Here is a 17,468-nt window from a genome sequence, read left to right on the forward strand (position 1 = left end):
CATATTGTATAAAATAAAAAGGCAACTCCATCCTTTTAAGACCTATTCACGGGCGAAAATTTATAGACTTAAATAATAATGAGAGCAAAAACTAAACCAATACGCCCTTTATACATTAAACACTTTGAATTATATTTCCAAAAAAGGAGCATTTAAATATATTGATGTTGGTTTTATAGTTCCTATATTATTTCTTCCCCCAAGATATAATATTTAATCCTAATTGAAAAGAGGAGTAATGACTATCCGCTAGGTTCTTATAGGCCAATAAGTTGTCCGCCATAACATAGATATTTACGGGACCGGCCTGTAGATTAAGTCCCAAACCAATATTGCTCCAGGAAAACTTATCTACGGTGTAGGTTGTTTTTAGTGCCAAAGCCCTTCCAAATCTTCGTAAATAAAAAGCAGTAAGCGCGGCCTGTGGCCCTCTGGGCCTATTGATCATATACAATTGTCCGCCAACACCATTGGCGTATTTGGTGTAGTCCTTTCTTTTGGACACCATATAATTACAATCGCAATCCATATTGTTATTAGAGGGTTCTCCCCAGTTATAACGTATGGACCCATACAGTTTGGTAGGCCTAAAATAAATATAGCTGTTATTATTGGTCCCATGGGGAACCAATGCATCTACCTCATCTATTAAATCTTGCCAAAAATCCGTATTGGAATTGGAAAATGCATCAGGTAAAATAACTTCTATTCCCTCCACTGTGGCATTGCCTTTTATGGTATAATTTTTAACGTCGGTGGAACTATATATGAACCCCAAGTCCAACAAACTTCCTGTTATCACGGTTTGCTTGTTAAGTTTATAAGTAAATCCCAGATCTATACCAAATCCTAAATCTCCCCCAAAAAACAGTCTTCTGGTCAAGATTCCAGGTAATAGGGAACTATCATTGTCAATGGCATCCTCAATTTCATTAAGACCAGAGGACCTTAGCTCCAGGTCGGCATCAATGGTATTGGCTAAGATATTGTTTTGTCCCTGATTGGTTACAAAATAGCCCTTGTTTTTAGTGGACGAAAAATTAAAGGCACTAGAGTAAATTTTTGCCCTCCCGCCAAGGGTAAGGGCCCCATTTACTCTTTTGTTTAGTCCGAAATGAAACACATTGAGCATCTCTCCACGAGTTTTTAAATGCCCGAGGTCAAACTTTCTTCCCAATTGATCTGCATTGCCCTCAAAAGCCAAAATGGCATAGTCCTTAAACCAATAACCTATAGCATCACCTTCATTATAAATCCCAAAAGAATAGAAATTATCACGATTACGGCCGCGAAATCCTCCATTGAACAACTCTACCTGATAAGTACCGCTAAGTTCGTCACGGGTACTCATACCATATATGGCCCGCTCCCTGACCTTCACGTTAAAATCCACTCCGTCGTCCGCAAACAGATCGTTTACAGTAAGCCCACTACTTCCGGCCTGAAATGAAATTCCTGATAATACCGGGATTCCGGCATACCATTGAAAGTCTGTGGACATTCCGGGATTGATCATCAACGCTTGGGGGATCTCCGTAAAATCGTACAGAATTTGTTTGTTCTGTGCCGTAAGAGTAGCACAGCCCAGAATCCAGATCCATAAAACGAGTTTAACTTGCCTCATTTTAAACGAAGCCTGAATTTACCGTTAGACCTAAAAATTATTTTTGGATCGGGGAGGTCGGAAACACTGCTGTTGTCCTCTATAAGAACACTGACTTTTATACTTGATGTGTTTTTTATGATTTCTATGCTTCTTTGCTTTCCTGGGCCATAAGGCACTTGTAAGTAATAAGGTAGGATTTGGTAAGGTTGTTGTACCGGAAAATCTATCGTATCAATTGTATTGCCACCCTCATCCAAAAATTCTACAGTAGGCTTAAACTCCTTGCTTGTTGTGTTTTCAATTTCAAAAAAGATAGAGCCCTCTATAACCCTATCGGCAAAGGCATCCACACTTAAGCCATCAAAATTAAAATCTTGACTGTAATAATATTGCCCACTAGCCTCATTTATGATTCTTTCCGGCGATTCTATATACAATATACTTGCCTCTACTGTAGGGGTAATTTCCAAATCATCATATTGATCGAAGTTTTGCGTTTCTATACAGGAATAGAGCGCAAGCAAAATAATGGTGGGAAGCAAAATTCTATTTTTCATACCAAACATTCCAAGAACAACTACTGGTACCGTGTTGCTTTAGTGTTACTCTAAATTATAACTCTATAAATAAGATTTTATTTCACTTAAATCGTGAATCATGTCGCAATATTCGTGCTTTGGTTCATTATTGGCGTTGAAATGAAGGGTATGCAGCCCTACCGACTTTGCTCCCAAAATATCCGCCTCCAAACTGTCACCGATCATCAAGGATTTATGGGGCAACGCTTTGGCCTTTTCAAGTGCCAATCTAAAGATAATCGGGTTTGGTTTTTTAACACCGGCCATCTCCGAATTGATTATATGCTCAAAATAATTATGAATATTGGAGCTTTGTAATTTTTTGTACTGTATTTCCTGAAAGCCGTTAGTAATGATATGTAATTTATAATTGGGCTTCAAATAGTCCAAAACCTCAGTTGCGTTAGGGAAAAGATGGTTGTAGGAAGACAAATACTCAATATATTGATCGGATAAAACATCAATTAATTCATTGGATATGGGATGCCCGAGCGTATCAAAGGTAATTTTCAATCTTTGGAACCTCAATTCATTTTTGTTTATTTTCCCTTCCCGGTAACGCTTCCAAAATTCAAAATTTATGGGAATATATACTTTTAAAAAATCGTTGAGCTCTATACTGACAGAGTTCTCAGTAAGAATTTTTTGAAATGTCAGAGCGGAGTTTTTTTCAAAATCCCATAGCGTATGATCCAAATCAAAAAAAATATCTGTAACAACGTTCTTAAACATTTACTCGTTTTAGGATATTACTATATAATTTTTTCCAATTCAGTTTACTTTCACCTCCAATCAATTCATTTGAAAAAACGGTTATAAACTTTCCGTTTACCTTTTTTGTTTCCAAATAAAGCCTTTCAACAGCTGAAAATGCCTCCGTCCTATTCCTGTATTTTAACAAGCCATAGTCGTGCACCGCAAAAGGATGTATCTTAATGGGCTGCTGAACTTCCAAAGGGATATCGTAAAAATAAAAAGGTGTACAGGTACCTGCCCTAAATCCAATTTCATGGGTATATCCCATGGTATAGTCGTCCGTAAAACCTGCTTCGATCAAATTCCGATATGTTTCAGGAATGTCTACCCTATTATAGCGCATACGGGAACTACCAACAGGCCTATTGATTACATTGGCTAGATTTTTTTTCTCTTCCTTGAGCAAGGCTATATCATTAAAGGAACTATAGGAACAGGACAAAGAAACCTTATCATAGTCCGCAACCGATTTAATTAGGTGCTTAAATTTATTATTGTTGGGAGATACATTTTTGTCGTAAGTGGAATACTCTGCAAACTGGAAAAAAAACATGCCTTTTACCTTGTTTTTCCTGTGCAATTCTATTAGTTCGAAAAAATTGTCATAGGGGTCCTTTTTTAAATTGACCGATACCGAAACCCTATCAAAAACCCTACGGATCTTAAGGGAAGCCAAATCGAAAAGAAATCCCGACATACCGCGGACAAAACCTCTATGGGCAAAACAATGGGAACTGGAAACATCTATGATGGAGGTATAACTATAATTTCTTGGCTTGTGTTTAAGATCCTTGAATTTTTCTTTTAGCGCGGACAATAGTTTTTGCGCCCACATGTCTACCAGTGGCTTTTCCAGAAAATCGTTCTGAAAGGCCAAACTATCCTTAGGTGAAAACCTACCATGCATGTCCTTTACGTGGGGCAAATACTCCTCATACCTACTTAACAAATAAAAACTTGCAGAAAAAATATCGAAAGGCAGATTGCTTCGGTCCCCAGTAGCAAAAAAACAAGGTGTACCCTCCCAATCCGCTAAATAGATCTGTATATCGTTAATTCCTTGTTCAAACAACAGGTCGTTGCTCCGTACAAAGAATTCGTTCTGCAAAGGTTGTTTGGTGTATGTTATCTTTGGCCCGGTATGTTTAATAAAATCCTCAACTTTGGTAGTGTAGGTAACCTCTATTCCCAAAATAGTTGTGAATATATGCCGCATAATATAACTGAAGCGATGTGTAATTTTATGGGTATAGATGAGCAACATAACTATTTACTTATTCCTTTTAAAAAAGTCCTGCATTTTTTTGATATCGGAAGTCTTTGCCGAAAACCATAGATCACAAGCTCTATTTTAAAGGATATTTTCATCTGCAAAACTAAAGTATTCTTTCTGTGTGATGATGATATGGTCCAAAACTTTTATATCCAAGGCCTCTGCAGCTACTTTTAGTTTTCTTGTAATCTGCTTATCGGCCTCACTTGGCCTTAAAGTACCTGAAGGGTGGTTATGGGCCAAAATCAAGCCAACTGCACCTAACTCCAATGCCTGTTTCAAAACCAAGCGAACATCTACCAATGTCCCTGTAATACCTCCCTTGCTAAGTTGCCCAGCGTGCAGCACCGCGTTGGAATTATTGAGAAAAACTATCCAAAATTCCTCATGTGGCAGCTCGCCCATTTTGGGTTGCAAAAGTTCAAAGACATTTTTACTGCTGTTGATTTTGGTTATCTTTTGAGCCCCTTCTCCCCTGCGTCTCCTCCCTATTTCCAGGGCAGCAGCGATAGAAACAGCCTTGGCCTCCCCTATTCCCTTAAATTGCATTAGCTGTTTAATGGACAATTTCCCCAATTCGTTCAAGTTGTTGTTTACCGAGGCCAAAATACGTTTCGAAAGCTCCACGGCACTTTCATTGCGACTTCCTGAGCCAATTAGTATGGCTATCAATTCTGCATCGGAGAGAACGGATTTTCCTTTTTGCACCAATTTCTCTCGAGGCTTATCATCATCGGACCAGTTTTTAATAGAGAAAGAAGATGGCTTTTGTTGCATAACCTAAAGATAAGAATCTTATGGTTTTATCATAATCACAAATTCAAATATTACTGATGGCTAGCAACATCAATTAATCCATAAAAAAAGCCCATCCGCCATTCCGATAAAAAATGGCCGATGGGCTCTTATGAGTTACGTTGAGTATTAAATTTTAGAAATCCCTATACGGTGCGTCCAAGAATTTATTGGCCTCAGGTTCCGAAAATCTAGCGGTGGCGTTGTCCCAATGCAAGGTCTTATTTGGAAAGCGGCCTGCTATAACCCCCAACAATATAGTTTCTGTAAGTCGTGCCGAATATTCAAAGGGAGCCGTGGTTTCGGCTTTGCCCAAACAGGCATCCACAAACTGATGGTAGTGCTTATTTCCTTCGGAATCATAGTCCCTGACCGGTTCGCCAATGGACTCTTGATCCTTAATTATGGACAAATCCAGTTCCTGATATTTACCATCTACAATGAGTCTTGGCAATTCCATAAAATGTGGCAATAAAAGTCGCCCTTTTTCGCCTATAAACATTGCCCCTTGTCCAGGTAGTTTCTCCTTATTGGGAAGTACCAAGTCTTTATGTTTCTCCGGGGCCCCTTTGCCATCGTACCAGATCCACTTCAAGGTATCGGCCGTATATTCAGTACCGGGAAAGGTATAGGTGACGGTGTTTTTTTCAGGAAATCCAAATCCTGTTGGTTTTCTACATTGGTTCTTTATAGTCATGGGCACGTCCAATTTAAGGGCGTTGTAAGGGGTATCAAAGATATGTACACCCATATCGCCCAAGGTACCACAACCGTAGTCCAATAATTTTCTCCAATTGGCCGGATGGTAATATCCCTCCTTATAAGGTCTTTCAGCAGAAGTTCCCAACCACAGGTTCCAATCCAAATTCTCAGGTACCGGATCCGACCCTTCAGGCTCTGGACCATCAAAACCCCAGTTCTTGGGAGACCATGCCCTAACCGTACTTACCTTCCCTATAATTCCAGATTGGATCAATAAGGTGGCCAATTTGTAATCATAGAAAGAATGTACCTGAATTCCCATTTGGGTCACCAAGTTTTTTTCTTTGGCCATTTTGCGCATCGCTCTGGCTTCCACCACGTGATGCGTAAGGGGTTTTTGACAATATACCGGTTTACCGATCTCCATGGCCATCATGGAAGCAGGAGCATGGGTATGATCCGGGGTCGAGATTATTACAGCATCTATATCACTCTTCATTTCTTTGAGCATCACCCTATAATCCTTGTAGACTACAGCATTGGGGTGCAATTTTTTGGCCTCTGCCAATGCCTTGGAATCTACATCGCAAAGTGCCACCACATCCACCAGTTCATGTGAGGATATGGACTTAAGGTCGGCCCCACCCATATTACTAACGCCGATATGGGCAGTTCTTAAGCGTCCATTTTTGGATAAGGCCCAAACAGAGGTTGGCAGTAGTGCCGTTAAACCCAAGGCTGCAGTACTTTTTAGAAAGTCTCTTTTTTTCATAAGTAAGTTTTTATTGTTTTTAACGGTCAAACTAAACCGAAAGAATTAAGTGCTATAATTTTCTAATTTTTATATTTCTGAACCAAATGGGACTTGAGTGATCCTGAAAGCCGATATATCCAGTTTTAAAGCGACCATAATTTTCCTCATTCTTCCATTTCCCGGAATTCTTTCTTTCATACCAATCTTTGGACCAAGGCACAAAAGATAGTACTTTTTTCCCGTTGAGCCAGTGCTCCACCTGCTCTGGTGTGAATACTATTTTAGAAGAGTTCCATTCACCAACAGGATTCAATATTTTTTGTTCGGGATCGGCCACATGCATGGCATAATCCGAGGCGGTTTGCTGTAAGGGTTGGAGTGCCGCAGGATTTTCGTTATGTCCAAGACTAAGGTTGTAGTCCGTAAGATCATGGATTTTTGCATAGTTTTCATCATCGATCAACTGATACTCAGGAGAAATATTTGGTGGCCCGGCATTGGGTATATCCTCCTTTAGGTGGTAAAAAATTCCACTATTGCCGCCTATGGGCAATTTCCATTCCACATAAAACTCAAAATTATCAAACTCTTCCAAACCGTAGATTATATCCTTTCCACCTGTATAATCCTGCTCCAGACCCAACTCGGTATCAAATGTCAATACGCTGTCCTTAACAACCCAGCCCGGAGGCAATGTATCCCCGTTGTAAGCTCTCCATCCGTTGGTAGTTACTCCATCGAACAAGTATATCCAATTTTCGGTTTCTGCTGGAATGTCAGCATTAGCTTCAGCTTCTGGTTTGTTATCAGTTTTGGTCTTGCAGGAAGATAGTACCAATGCAAAGGAAAAAAGGGCAATTAAGAGTTTCATGTATTTACTTTTTCTGAAGTATTTATAAAAACATGAAGATAAAAAAAAATCACAACAGACCTAAGGTAGTGAAGTGTAATTTAAACGGATTACAACTCCTGTAACAAATTCTCCATATTCAATGGCTTTGTAAACATTGTCAAGGATCCATCCGGCTTATAGGTCCAAAGACTTTTTGGGCGATCCCAATAAAGTTCCACTCCGTTTTTGTCGGGGTCATCCAAATAAATAGCTTCCGAAACACCATGATCACTTGCTCCTGTTAATGGATAATCTGCCTTAAGCAAACGCAGGTATATGCTGGCAAGATCTTTTCTGGTAGGATATACTATTGCCGTATGGAACAGGCCCACACTATTAATAGGTGCAGGAGACATGCCTTTACTATGCCATGTATTTAAACCAATATGATGGTGGTACCCCCCAGCGGAGATAAAGGCGGCCTGACTCCCGTACATAGTGGTCACTTCAAAGCCCAATAGATTACAATAAAAATCCAACGACCGTTCCAGGTCTGCCACCTTTAAATGTACGTGCCCAATTCGGGCCTGTGCAGGAATAGTATATTCATTTTCCATTATTGGAGTGATTTCGACGTGAAAATCGATCTTTAATTACTGCCCTGAAATTTTGTGCAGCCACTAGAACGGATATCATCAATACTTATAAATTCTTGCAGCGTAGGTGTTGCTGCTGTCAATGCAATAAATAGTCATGGGATAACTGCCTGAAGGCTTAACAATGGGCATTTCCACGGTCTTTTTCTTTGAAGAAATGTTATTGGACTTATGATTGTCCATCAAACTACTAAGCCGATCTTTATAATTAAAGTCAAAAACAAGGGAATCCGTTGATCCCTTCCCCTTTCTTTTAAATGCATTGGCCTCATGCTCGCTCCAATCCGTTACCAATGCGTCGTTATCTAAAGAAGGTATTGGGCTTTGCTGGGCATTTAAACTACTGCCCATTAAAAACCATACTGCACAAAAAAAGGTGAAATATTTCATTTTATACTTTTTGTGGGCATAACACAAGTGAAGTTCTTTAAAACTCCTCGCAATTAATACCCTTTTCTATTTGCGTCCTTAAGGCGGTAATTATAGTTTCCAATTCCTCAGGCGCCTTGCCGTACTCAAAGGTGACCTTGGATTTCTTGCCGGAAAAATTTTCAATCTCCAGCCACTCGGCCCCGCCATCTGCACAATCCGGACATCCCACGATTTGTGGTAACAAAAAAAATTCATTTAAATCTACTGCTTTTTTAATAGAGTCCCAACTCAATTGGGTCAAGTTTTCTATACAATCAATGGCTTCTACCTGATTATTCCATCCTGAACGGGAATAAATTACAGTGCCCGCCTTTAGCAACATGTCGTTCTTACAATAGCCAACACACATGCCAAAGGAAGTGCCATAACCCAACTGCTTTATATCGGATGAATTCACTTCATTTTTTTCGCAAGAAAGCAATAGGCCGATTATAAATAAAAGAAATGCGCTCTTTTTCATTGGTTACCTCTGTTAAAAATTAAGCTTGTTCCAAAGAATTCCCTTTGGAGACGTATCGCCAATTAAAATACTGATGGTAAGATGTTTATAATGATATTTGGTTGCGTAAATTATTTAAGGTCTATTAGAAACCCATTAATTGGATCATGCTTAATAGTTCAATGAAATCGACCAAAGGGATTCATGAATACCTTCTTCTTTCATTTTCTTTGCTTGTCCAAAGAAAACGAAACAAAAGAAAAGACACTTCTTCACTATGTGGTCCCTAAAATCTCGAGATTTTAAGGACCGATACCATGGCCTAAATTATTTCCAAGGCTTCAATAATTCTTTACGGCTATGACATCTCCACCACGGAAGAAGACCGACCCAACAACAAACTTCAAAGGAAATTTATGGTGGTATTCGATAAAAAACAATGATCTATCGACACTATTGGATAAATGTAACAAAGGAACGGCCTATTTTCAATTTCGTCTTAAATCAAGTGGTTTTCGCATTGGATGGCGGAAGCCGTCCATAGAGCATTTCACCCAAGTGAAAGCGGCCTGGGCGGTGCGGCCGTGGAAAGTGCGTAGATTTAAAGAAATTTAAAATCAGCCTAGCGTTTTTTGGTTCGTTTTTTGGGCGATGCAAAAAATGAACAGGACACGAATACTGCGATAATTTATATTATCTTTTTCTAACTTACACCCATTTTGAGGATGACCCCATTAATTTTCAAGGCTATCCAAATTGAATAAAAAGGTATCAAATAACAGGAACAAATACCATATATCAATATCGGAAACTTATAAAATTTACTTGGGTCCTTATTAGTACACTCAATCAGAAATACTAGGGAGTAAAGGTCCAGTTGAAAATATTAGGACTACAAAGAGTATTACTTACCCTTCAATTTTGGCACCTCAGCCAATAGCGTTTTTAATTCATCCCAATTGAGAAAAATAAAGCCAAAAATTAAAAGGATAAAAATTGGATTTACCAAAAAGAAGCCAATTTGGAACTTTAGTGAAACATAATATATATCGATCAAACTAAATAATCCAGCCAATAAAGTTGCGCCAAAAGCAAATAAATAAATCCTCTTATCCACAAAGTAAAAAAATGATGCCACGCTTAACCATCCAATCCCTATGTATAATGCACCGTCAAGTTCAATATCGACAAATAAATTCATTCCTATTGAAATAAGAACCAAAATTATAGCCAACAACAAAGGAATAATATCTTTTTTCATTGATGATGTTTTTTCAATTTAATTTCTCCTTTTAGATTCTATGAAATAACTAATCTTCCTTTCATGATTTGTCCCCAGTGTTAAATATCGGCATTTTGGGTCTAACAATTAAGTAGAAAATCAGTTATTCAGCATCTTCCAAAATTGTACTGTATAAACGAATCAATCCTAATTATATTGAGTAATCTACCAGGGTTTTGCTCAAAAGCGGTTATGCAACAACCTCTCCGAGAAAAAGGCCAATTACCTCTTCCAAAGTATCCAATACCCCAGGGTTGGTACAATTCATCAAGATAGAGAAGACCATATCCTGCTTTGGATACACATAGAATACGGCATATCCCCCTACCCCATTGCCTACATGGCCATAATAGGTCCTCCCCAACTTATCCTGGGTAACCTGCCAACCTAGACCATAGTAGGTAGGAGTACCATTAATGATCCCAGAGGTGAGAAATTGGGACTGAATTTTATTCTCCCGAAACTTGGAATCCAAATATACCTGCCCAAAACGGGCAATATCCGAGGCAGTGGACAAATAGCCCCCTCCTGCCAATTTGTAAGCATTATTAACCGGAATTGCCTTCCTAAACCCCAATCTGCCCTTAGAATAAAAAGTAGTGCAGTTTGGAGGAAGATTCCCCGGGACTTCCGGGAAGGTATTTTTTAAACCATAAGGTTTTAATATTTTTTCCCGAACATAGTCCGCAAAGGGTATATCACTTACCTCCTGCATTGCCAACGATATCAATACCCAGTCAAAACTGGTATACTGAAATCTTTTCCCTGGTTCAAAAAGAAGGTCGTCATCCTGGAAAAGAACAAGCGACTCCTTTATTCCCAAGGGCTTGTTCAAGCCATATTCCCCACCGCGATACCCTCTAATTCCTGCGGTATGTCCCGCCAATTGCCTCAATGTAAAATCAAACTCTTTTTGGGGAAAATAAGGAACATATTTATAAATGGAAGCGTCCAAATCCAACAGACCCTCCTCCACCATAGTAGCCAAACCGGCGGCGGCAATGGGCTTGGACACACTTGCAATTCTAAAGATAGTGTTCTGGGGGTCCACGGTGCTTTGTTCTTCCACATCTGTAAATCCATAGCCTTTCTCAAAGTACACTTCATTGTTTTTGCGAACGGTAATGGCCAGGCCCGGAACCCGCTGTTCATCTATAAGCTTTTGCAAGATTTGATCCGCTTGGATCTTGCCCAATAATTCCTTATCCCCACCAATGACCCGTTGGGAGGCAAATAAATTCTTCAGATATTTTATAATAGGATTCATCGGTCTAATAGTAAACTACTTTTAAGTTATGAAAAATAGAGATTGGACTGCGACCGTAGACTTTGGTGCTAATCAATAAAAATAAGTTCTCCTTTATACAATTGCTCTACCTCCACTACGGCTGGTCTATTAAAACTAACCACATCCCCAGTGCCACGCAAAGTACCTTTAAGCGATTCCTGTGGACTTAAGCGCATATCGTTGGATCCCCTGTGGTTAAAGCTAATGTTTTCCGCAATTAGGGCCTCGGCCTCCAAACGGGAATCCCCTGAAGCAAAGACTATACTAAAATTAATGGTTTTGCCCCTTAAATTATAAAACGAAATTCCGTTGGAAACAATGGCCAAACTTTGGGTGTCCAATTTCAAATTGAACTCCCCACTGGTATACCCGGCATCCGGGTCGTTGAAGCTCTCGGAAATTAAGGTTAAACTAGGATACGCCAAAACGCCATCACTCAGGACATCGAGTCCCGTACTACTCCTAATCTCCGTAATATCGGGAGCCGTAACAAAAACCTTGGTAAGTCCGTATTTTCGTGTAAAATTACAATCATTGGTATCGCGTAGCAAAAGTCGGTCATCCACAACCTTTACCTCAACTTCGTCCCGCAAATATTCCCCTGTTTCCACTTCTACCTTCAAGGGACTTCCCTGTCTTAAGGTCAATTGTACATTTTCATAGACCGTAATCGTAGTGAAATTAGGCACTTCCACGATTTCCCTGCTAATATCCCCGGCATTTTGAAAGCAATCGGGCGCATTCTCACTATTGCAATTCACAAGCACCAACATTATCGCCAATAACATGCCGTTTCTGGCAACAATTGTCGCAGTGCTCTTACACCCTAATCTTATCTTCAAAATAAAATAGTTCATTATATTATATTATTTGAGCAGACCATCTGCTCAATTAATTGATTCTATAGCCTAACTCCAACCCCAAATTCTACGGCTTCGGCTTTTGCACCATGCGATTTTAAACTTATGGCCCCATAGACCTTATCCGAAAAATATCGCTTCAAGCCAATCCTATTATAGACCTTTCCTTCAAAATCGAAAGGATAGTACACATAATACCCCAACTGGGCAATAACGGACATTTTATTAATAAAAAGTTCATGACCCAAAAACACACCAACACGCTTATAATCGTCATCCGGTTGTACCCCATATTCAGGAAATGCTACCGACTGATAGCGTATAAGTTCCTTTAAAAAGTTGGAAAAATACACATCTGTACCTAGCTGTAGGGCACTTCTTCTAGTAAAGCGCTTGTCTAAATAGGCAGAAAAAATATAAAAAGCATATTGGCCAGAATCCACTACATCACTCTCATTTATTCCGGACCTAAAGGCGAGATTAAGTTTAATAGGTTCTGAAACCTTCAATTTTTCGGCTCTAATATATTCCCGTTCCTGGCCCCCATCCAGATCATAGGTCAACCCCACGTTTAGGGCCATGGTATTGGTAGAGGTATTGGGTGCGGTAACGTTGGCATTGGAGTAATGAATAAGGGAAAGCCCGGCCTTGAGCCCCAAGCCTTTAAATAAATTTTCCTTGTGATAGTTGAACATCAAATAGGTAGAGCTTAAGAAATGCGAACCATAGGCGTTGTTCCTAAAATTTTCGTTCTTATCAAAGGGATTGGTATTATAGGCTATGCCCTGCCCCAACCGAAATTGAAGGTTTCTTCTAAAAAAATAGAAATTATAATGGGCATATAGTCCATAATTCTCCCCCAAAGTAATGTTGTTCATATTCTGATAAACAAACGAAAAACCCGTATCCGGATAATTGTAGAGTTGCTGCCATTCCTCATCCCCATAAGTCTTCCTATTGTATCCTAGGATAATACCCCCAGGATGATTGGTAATCAAATGTGAAATATCAGTATTGTGCAAGAGCACCGAACCATAGTATTGACTAACATCCAAGGTGTACCTCTTGGTTTCTTTCCGGTTTTGTGAAAAGCAAAAAGCTGTCGACAGACAGCCTATAAGAAATAGCCTTAGGTTCATGGGGAGCAAATGTAATGAAAAATTAAAAATACGTTTTCTAAAACTTAACAATGCCAGCTTTACTTCACTAAACCCTGGAAAATAATTCGTGGAAAGCCAAGTTAGGGATCTCTTTAGAACAGCTCTTTGGCTATAGCCTCAATATTATCGGATTTACCCATGGAATAATAGTGCAATACAGGTACGCCCGCCGCCTTCAGCTCCTTGGATTGCTGAATGGCCCACTCTATACCTACCTGACGTACGTCCGCGTTAGTGGAACAATCGTCCACCGCATCTATTAAGTCCTGCGGCAGATCTATTTTAAAGACCTGTGGCAATAATTGCAAATGCCGCTTTACAGCAATTGGCTTAATTCCAGGAATAATGGGCACATTGATTCCCATTTTCTTTGCAGCCTCTACAAACTCGAAAAACTTCTGGTTATCAAAAAACATTTGCGTCACCACATAATCGGCTCCAGCTTCTACCTTTTCTTGCAATCGTTTCAAATCCGTAATCAAGGATGGTGCCTCTAAGTGTTTTTCCGGATACCCAGCAACGCCAATACAAAAATCGGCACTATGCACCGTCTCTACCTTGTCATGTAAATAATTACCGTGATTTAAGGCGTGGATCTGTTTCACCAGCTCCGAAGCATAGGCATGTCCGCCCTTGGTAGGATTAAAATACTGCTCCTCTTTCCGTGCATCGCCACGAAGCGCCATCACATTTTGTATACCCAAATATTGACAATCTACCAACACATATTCGGTTTCCTCCTTGGTAAAACCTCCACAAAGTACATGTGGAACGGTATCAACACCGTATTTGTGCTGTATAGAGGCGCAAATACCCACAGTTCCAGGCCTCATACGGGTCAATCTTTTATCCAACAAGCCATCCCTATCTATGTACACGTACTCCTCCCTGGATGTAGTTACATCAATGAAAGGGGGATTAAACTCCATTAATGGGTCAATATTATCGTATAATTCCTGAATACTTCTTCCTTTGACCGGTGGTATGATTTCGAAGGAAAACAATGTCTTCCCCTCCGCTTTTTTAATATGTTCCGTTACTTTCATAATTTCTCCCTATATCCTTTCTTAAAGAAAAGGCTCATTAGCGATTATTTTATTTATTTCCCTGCACTGGGGCTTTTCTTAAATCTTATTTTCTCTTTCATTTTTATTATGGCAGCCCACAAACGCTCCTTTCTATCGGTTTGTGGCCGGGCTATACACTTAATTTTTTTATTCCAAAGTCATAAAAAAGATATCGTTCCTATCCCTGCTGCAAGAAATATCCAACTTCAACCCAACTTTACATATTCTTTCTTCTTTTGTCTAGACCTAGACCTGCCCTTTCCCTAATCATCCGCAATATTCGGGGCCAACCATCTTGTTGCCTCTTCCAAGGGCATCCCTTTTCTCGCTGCAAAGTTGGCCACTTGGTCTTCTTTTATTTTACCTACCCCAAAATAACGAGCTTCTGGATTGCCAAAATAATAACCACTTACACTGGCCGCCGGCCACATGGCCAAACTCTCTGTCAATTCTACCCCAATCTTTTCCTTTACCTCCATCAATTCCCACAATGTCAATTTTTCCAAGTGGTCCGGACATGCAGGATAACCGGGCGCAGGCCGTATCCCTAAATAGGATTCCTTGATCAGCTCCTCATTGCTAAGTCCCTCATCAGCGGCATAACCCCAATGATTGATCCTTACTTCCCTATGTAAATATTCCGCGAAAGCCTCGGCGAAACGGTCTGCGAGTGCTTTGACCATTATACTGTTATAGTCGTCCAAATTTTTGCGGTAACCATCTGCCAATTCATCAGTGCCAAAGCCTGTGGATACGCAAAAACAACCTATGTAATCCTGCAAACCACCTTCTTTGGGGGCAATAAAATCGGACAGTGCAAAATTAGGTTTCCCCACATATTTTTTGGCCTGTTGGCGCAAAGTCCTAAAAATAAACTCTTCCCCATTATGGGAAAGGGCAATATCATCATCATTAATAGTATTCGCGGGAAACAGCCCAAAAATAGCCTTTGCCTTAAATAGCTTACCATCCAAAATCTTCTGCATCATTGCCTTGGCATCTGCAAAAAGCTCGGTTGCCTGTTTGCCAACTACCTCATCTTCTAAAATATCCGGATACTTGCCATGCAGCTCCCAACTTCTAAAGAAGGGAGACCAATCTATATATGGCACTAATTCGTTCAGGTCAAAATCCTCGATCATTTGAATTCCCAAGGTCTTAGGCTTTACAATTTCGGCCTTTGACCAATCCAATTGATATTTATTTTTCCTGGCCGCCTCAAGGGTTAAATACTCCTTGTGCTTGCCCCTATTCAGGAATTTTTGCCTAAAGTCGGCATAGTCCAATTTAATGTTTTCCTTATACCTATTGGACGATTCCTTTTGTAAAAGGTCGCCCACCACTGTAACTGCCCTGGAAGCATCGTTTACATGCACCACGGCACTCTTATACTGAGGGTCTATTTTAACCGCTGTATGTGCCTTACTGGTGGTGGCACCCCCGATAAGCAAGGGAACCGTAAAATTTTGTCGCTCCATTTCCTTGGCCAAAAAGACCATCTCGTCCAAGGATGGGGTTATAAGACCGCTCAGCCCTATGATATCCACTTTTTCCTCCTTGGCGGCATTAATAATCTTCTCCGGGGGTACCATTACTCCCAAATCTACTATCTCGTAATTGTTACAGGCCAGGACCACACTAACAATATTTTTTCCTATATCGTGAACATCTCCTTTTACGGTCGCCATTAGAATTTTACCTGCAGACGAGCTGCTTCCTTCCGGCTGGGGGTTTTTAAGCTTCTCCTCTTCAATAAATGGCAATAGATAAGCCACAGCCTTTTTCATGACCCTGGCCGATTTTACCACCTGGGGCAAGAACATCTTACCACTTTGAAAAAGATCCCCTACCACGTTCATTCCGGTCATCAAATGCCCTTCTATAACTTCTATAGGTGCTTTAACACTTAAACGGGCCGCTTCTACATCCTCTACAATATATTGATCTATTCCCTTGACCAAGGCACGGGTAATCCTATTTTGTAAGGGTTCTTCCCTCCAGGAAAGATCTATCTTATTTTCCTTCTCCTTACCAATTACGGTTTCTGCAAAGTCCAATAATCGCTCCGTGGCGTCTTCCCTTCGGTTGAGGATTACATCCTCTACATGCTCTAAAAGGTCTTTTGGAATATCATCATAGACCTCCAACATACTCGGGTTTACAATTCCCATATTCATCCCCGCCTTTATGGCGTGATAAAGAAACACGGAATGCATAGCTTCCCGTACGGGATTATTCCCTCTAAAACTAAAGGACACATTACTTACCCCTCCACTTACACTACAAAAAGGCAAATTTTTCTTTACCCATGCGGTGGCCTTTATAAAGTCGAGCGCGTTTAACTTATGCTCGTCCATTCCCGTGGCTACGGGAAAAATATTCAAATCGAATATTATATCCTCTGGGGGAAATCCTACCTTATCCACCAAAATATTATAGGAGCGTTTGGTGATTTCCAATCGCCTTTCGTAATTATCTGCCTGCCCTACCTCGTCAAAAGCCATAACTATGACGGCAGCCCCGTAACGCCTAATTAATTTGGCGTGCTTAATAAACTCTTCCTCCCCTTCCTTGAGACTTATGGAATTCACCACACATTTTCCTTGGACTACCTGTAGACCTGCCTCAATAATATCCCATTTAGAGCTATCAATCATGATAGGTACCCGAGCAATATCCGGTTCGGCCACAATAAGGTTCAAGAACTTTACCATAACCTCTTTTCCATCAATAAGACCATCGTCCATATTGACATCAATGATCTGAGCTCCGCCTTCTACCTGTTCGCGAGCTATATCCAATGCCTCCTCAAACTTCTCTTCTTTAATCAGTCGAAGGAATTTTTTGGAACCCGCCACATTGGTGCGTTCCCCTACATTTACGAAATTGCTTTCTGGGGTAATCACCAAAGGTTCCAATCCGGAGAGTTTTAAAAACCGTTTTGTAATATGTTGTTCCTTATCCGTTATATTGCTCATTATTTTTATA

The 17,468-nt window shown here is 40.2% G+C and carries 16 protein-coding genes; all 16 read right to left on the reverse strand.

The genetic code is table 11. The annotated features are described in order from the left end of the window. Positions 1-187: 187 nt before the first annotated feature. On the reverse strand, positions 188-1,624 hold the full coding sequence (locus tag LV92_RS14205; protein WP_111624301.1) for a DUF5723 family protein: 1,437 nt from the start codon (positions 1,622-1,624) through the stop codon (positions 188-190). Next, complete coding sequence (locus LV92_RS14210) at positions 1,621-2,163, reverse strand: hypothetical protein (protein WP_245946387.1); 543 nt, start codon at positions 2,161-2,163, stop codon at positions 1,621-1,623. Before LV92_RS14210 ends, LV92_RS14205 begins: the two co-directional genes overlap by 4 nt. 63 nt (positions 2,164-2,226) lie before the next feature. Continuing rightward, positions 2,227-2,916 (reverse strand): YjjG family noncanonical pyrimidine nucleotidase, encoded by a 690-nt coding sequence (locus LV92_RS14215; protein WP_111624303.1) that lies wholly within the window; start codon positions 2,914-2,916, stop codon positions 2,227-2,229. Then, positions 2,909-4,156 carry a polysaccharide deacetylase family protein gene (locus LV92_RS14220; protein WP_394336267.1) on the reverse strand — a complete coding sequence of 416 codons (1,248 nt, stop codon included), beginning with the start codon at positions 4,154-4,156 and terminating at the stop codon, positions 2,909-2,911. The genes LV92_RS14215 and LV92_RS14220 overlap by 8 nt, the downstream gene beginning before the upstream one ends. 135 nt (positions 4,157-4,291) lie before the next feature. After that, positions 4,292-4,990: a RadC family protein gene (gene radC, locus LV92_RS14225; RefSeq protein ID WP_111624305.1), complete on the reverse strand. Its 699-nt coding sequence runs from the start codon at positions 4,988-4,990 to the stop codon at positions 4,292-4,294. Positions 4,991-5,144: 154 nt separating this feature from the next. After that, complete coding sequence (locus LV92_RS14230) at positions 5,145-6,482, reverse strand: Gfo/Idh/MocA family protein (protein ID WP_111624306.1); 1,338 nt, start codon at positions 6,480-6,482, stop codon at positions 5,145-5,147. Between the two features lie 52 nt (positions 6,483-6,534). Next, positions 6,535-7,335: a 3-keto-disaccharide hydrolase gene (locus LV92_RS14235; RefSeq protein WP_111624307.1), complete on the reverse strand. Its 801-nt coding sequence runs from the start codon at positions 7,333-7,335 to the stop codon at positions 6,535-6,537. Positions 7,336-7,424: 89 nt separating this feature from the next. Next, on the reverse strand, positions 7,425-7,913 hold the full coding sequence (locus LV92_RS14240; protein ID WP_111624308.1) for a VOC family protein: 489 nt from the start codon (positions 7,911-7,913) through the stop codon (positions 7,425-7,427). Positions 7,914-7,991: 78 nt separating this feature from the next. Then, positions 7,992-8,342 (reverse strand): hypothetical protein, encoded by a 351-nt coding sequence (locus LV92_RS14245; protein ID WP_111624309.1) that lies wholly within the window; start codon positions 8,340-8,342, stop codon positions 7,992-7,994. A 37-nt stretch (positions 8,343-8,379) separates the two neighbouring features. Then, positions 8,380-8,844, reverse strand: coding sequence for a hypothetical protein (locus LV92_RS14250; RefSeq protein WP_111624310.1), 465 nt, complete (start codon positions 8,842-8,844; stop codon positions 8,380-8,382). An 883-nt stretch (positions 8,845-9,727) separates the two neighbouring features. After that, positions 9,728-10,084, reverse strand: a complete 357-nt coding sequence (locus tag LV92_RS14260; protein WP_111624312.1) for a hypothetical protein — start codon at positions 10,082-10,084, stop codon at positions 9,728-9,730. 211 nt (positions 10,085-10,295) lie between these two features. Then, complete coding sequence (locus LV92_RS14265) at positions 10,296-11,372, reverse strand: serine hydrolase domain-containing protein (protein ID WP_111624313.1); 1,077 nt, start codon at positions 11,370-11,372, stop codon at positions 10,296-10,298. A gap of 68 nt (positions 11,373-11,440) precedes the next feature. Next, positions 11,441-12,250, reverse strand: a complete 810-nt coding sequence (locus LV92_RS14270; RefSeq protein WP_245946388.1) for a head GIN domain-containing protein — start codon at positions 12,248-12,250, stop codon at positions 11,441-11,443. 44 nt (positions 12,251-12,294) lie between these two features. Continuing rightward, positions 12,295-13,392: an acyloxyacyl hydrolase gene (locus LV92_RS14275; protein ID WP_111624314.1), complete on the reverse strand. Its 1,098-nt coding sequence runs from the start codon at positions 13,390-13,392 to the stop codon at positions 12,295-12,297. A gap of 113 nt (positions 13,393-13,505) precedes the next feature. Then, entirely contained in the window at positions 13,506-14,459 is a 954-nt protein-coding gene (gene metF, locus LV92_RS14280; protein WP_111624315.1) for a methylenetetrahydrofolate reductase [NAD(P)H], read from the reverse strand. A 284-nt stretch (positions 14,460-14,743) separates the two neighbouring features. Continuing rightward, the gene (gene metH, locus LV92_RS14285) at positions 14,744-17,458 is read right to left on the reverse strand and encodes a methionine synthase (RefSeq protein ID WP_111624316.1); all 2,715 of its coding nucleotides are present in this window, start codon (positions 17,456-17,458) and stop codon (positions 14,744-14,746) included. Positions 17,459-17,468 lie beyond the last annotated feature (10 nt).

The organism is Arenibacter echinorum (assembly GCF_003259375.1).
Classification (GTDB): Bacteria; Bacteroidota; Bacteroidia; order Flavobacteriales; family Flavobacteriaceae; genus Arenibacter; species Arenibacter echinorum.

Bases quoted from the DNA above. Each gene is read 5' to 3' on its own strand.
- LV92_RS14205 (WP_111624301.1), bottom strand. From the start codon at position 1,624: ATGAGGCAAGTTAAACTCGTTTTATGGATCTGGATTCTGGGCTGTGCT.
- LV92_RS14210 (WP_245946387.1), bottom strand. From the start codon at position 2,163: ATGAAAAATAGAATTTTGCTTCCCACCATTATTTTGCTTGCGCTCTAT.
- LV92_RS14215 (WP_111624303.1), bottom strand. From the start codon at position 2,916: ATGTTTAAGAACGTTGTTACAGATATTTTTTTTGATTTGGATCATACG.
- LV92_RS14220 (WP_394336267.1), bottom strand. From the start codon at position 4,156: ATGCGGCATATATTCACAACTATTTTGGGAATAGAGGTTACCTACACT.
- radC (WP_111624305.1), bottom strand. From the start codon at position 4,990: ATGCAACAAAAGCCATCTTCTTTCTCTATTAAAAACTGGTCCGATGAT.
- LV92_RS14230 (WP_111624306.1), bottom strand. From the start codon at position 6,482: ATGAAAAAAAGAGACTTTCTAAAAAGTACTGCAGCCTTGGGTTTAACG.
- LV92_RS14235 (WP_111624307.1), bottom strand. From the start codon at position 7,335: ATGAAACTCTTAATTGCCCTTTTTTCCTTTGCATTGGTACTATCTTCC.
- LV92_RS14240 (WP_111624308.1), bottom strand. From the start codon at position 7,913: ATGGAAAATGAATATACTATTCCTGCACAGGCCCGAATTGGGCACGTA.
- LV92_RS14245 (WP_111624309.1), bottom strand. From the start codon at position 8,342: ATGAAATATTTCACCTTTTTTTGTGCAGTATGGTTTTTAATGGGCAGT.
- LV92_RS14250 (WP_111624310.1), bottom strand. From the start codon at position 8,844: ATGAAAAAGAGCGCATTTCTTTTATTTATAATCGGCCTATTGCTTTCT.
- LV92_RS14260 (WP_111624312.1), bottom strand. From the start codon at position 10,084: ATGAAAAAAGATATTATTCCTTTGTTGTTGGCTATAATTTTGGTTCTT.
- LV92_RS14265 (WP_111624313.1), bottom strand. From the start codon at position 11,372: ATGAATCCTATTATAAAATATCTGAAGAATTTATTTGCCTCCCAACGG.
- LV92_RS14270 (WP_245946388.1), bottom strand. From the start codon at position 12,250: ATGAACTATTTTATTTTGAAGATAAGATTAGGGTGTAAGAGCACTGCG.
- LV92_RS14275 (WP_111624314.1), bottom strand. From the start codon at position 13,392: ATGAACCTAAGGCTATTTCTTATAGGCTGTCTGTCGACAGCTTTTTGC.
- metF (WP_111624315.1), bottom strand. From the start codon at position 14,459: ATGAAAGTAACGGAACATATTAAAAAAGCGGAGGGGAAGACATTGTTT.
- metH (WP_111624316.1), bottom strand. From the start codon at position 17,458: ATGAGCAATATAACGGATAAGGAACAACATATTACAAAACGGTTTTTA.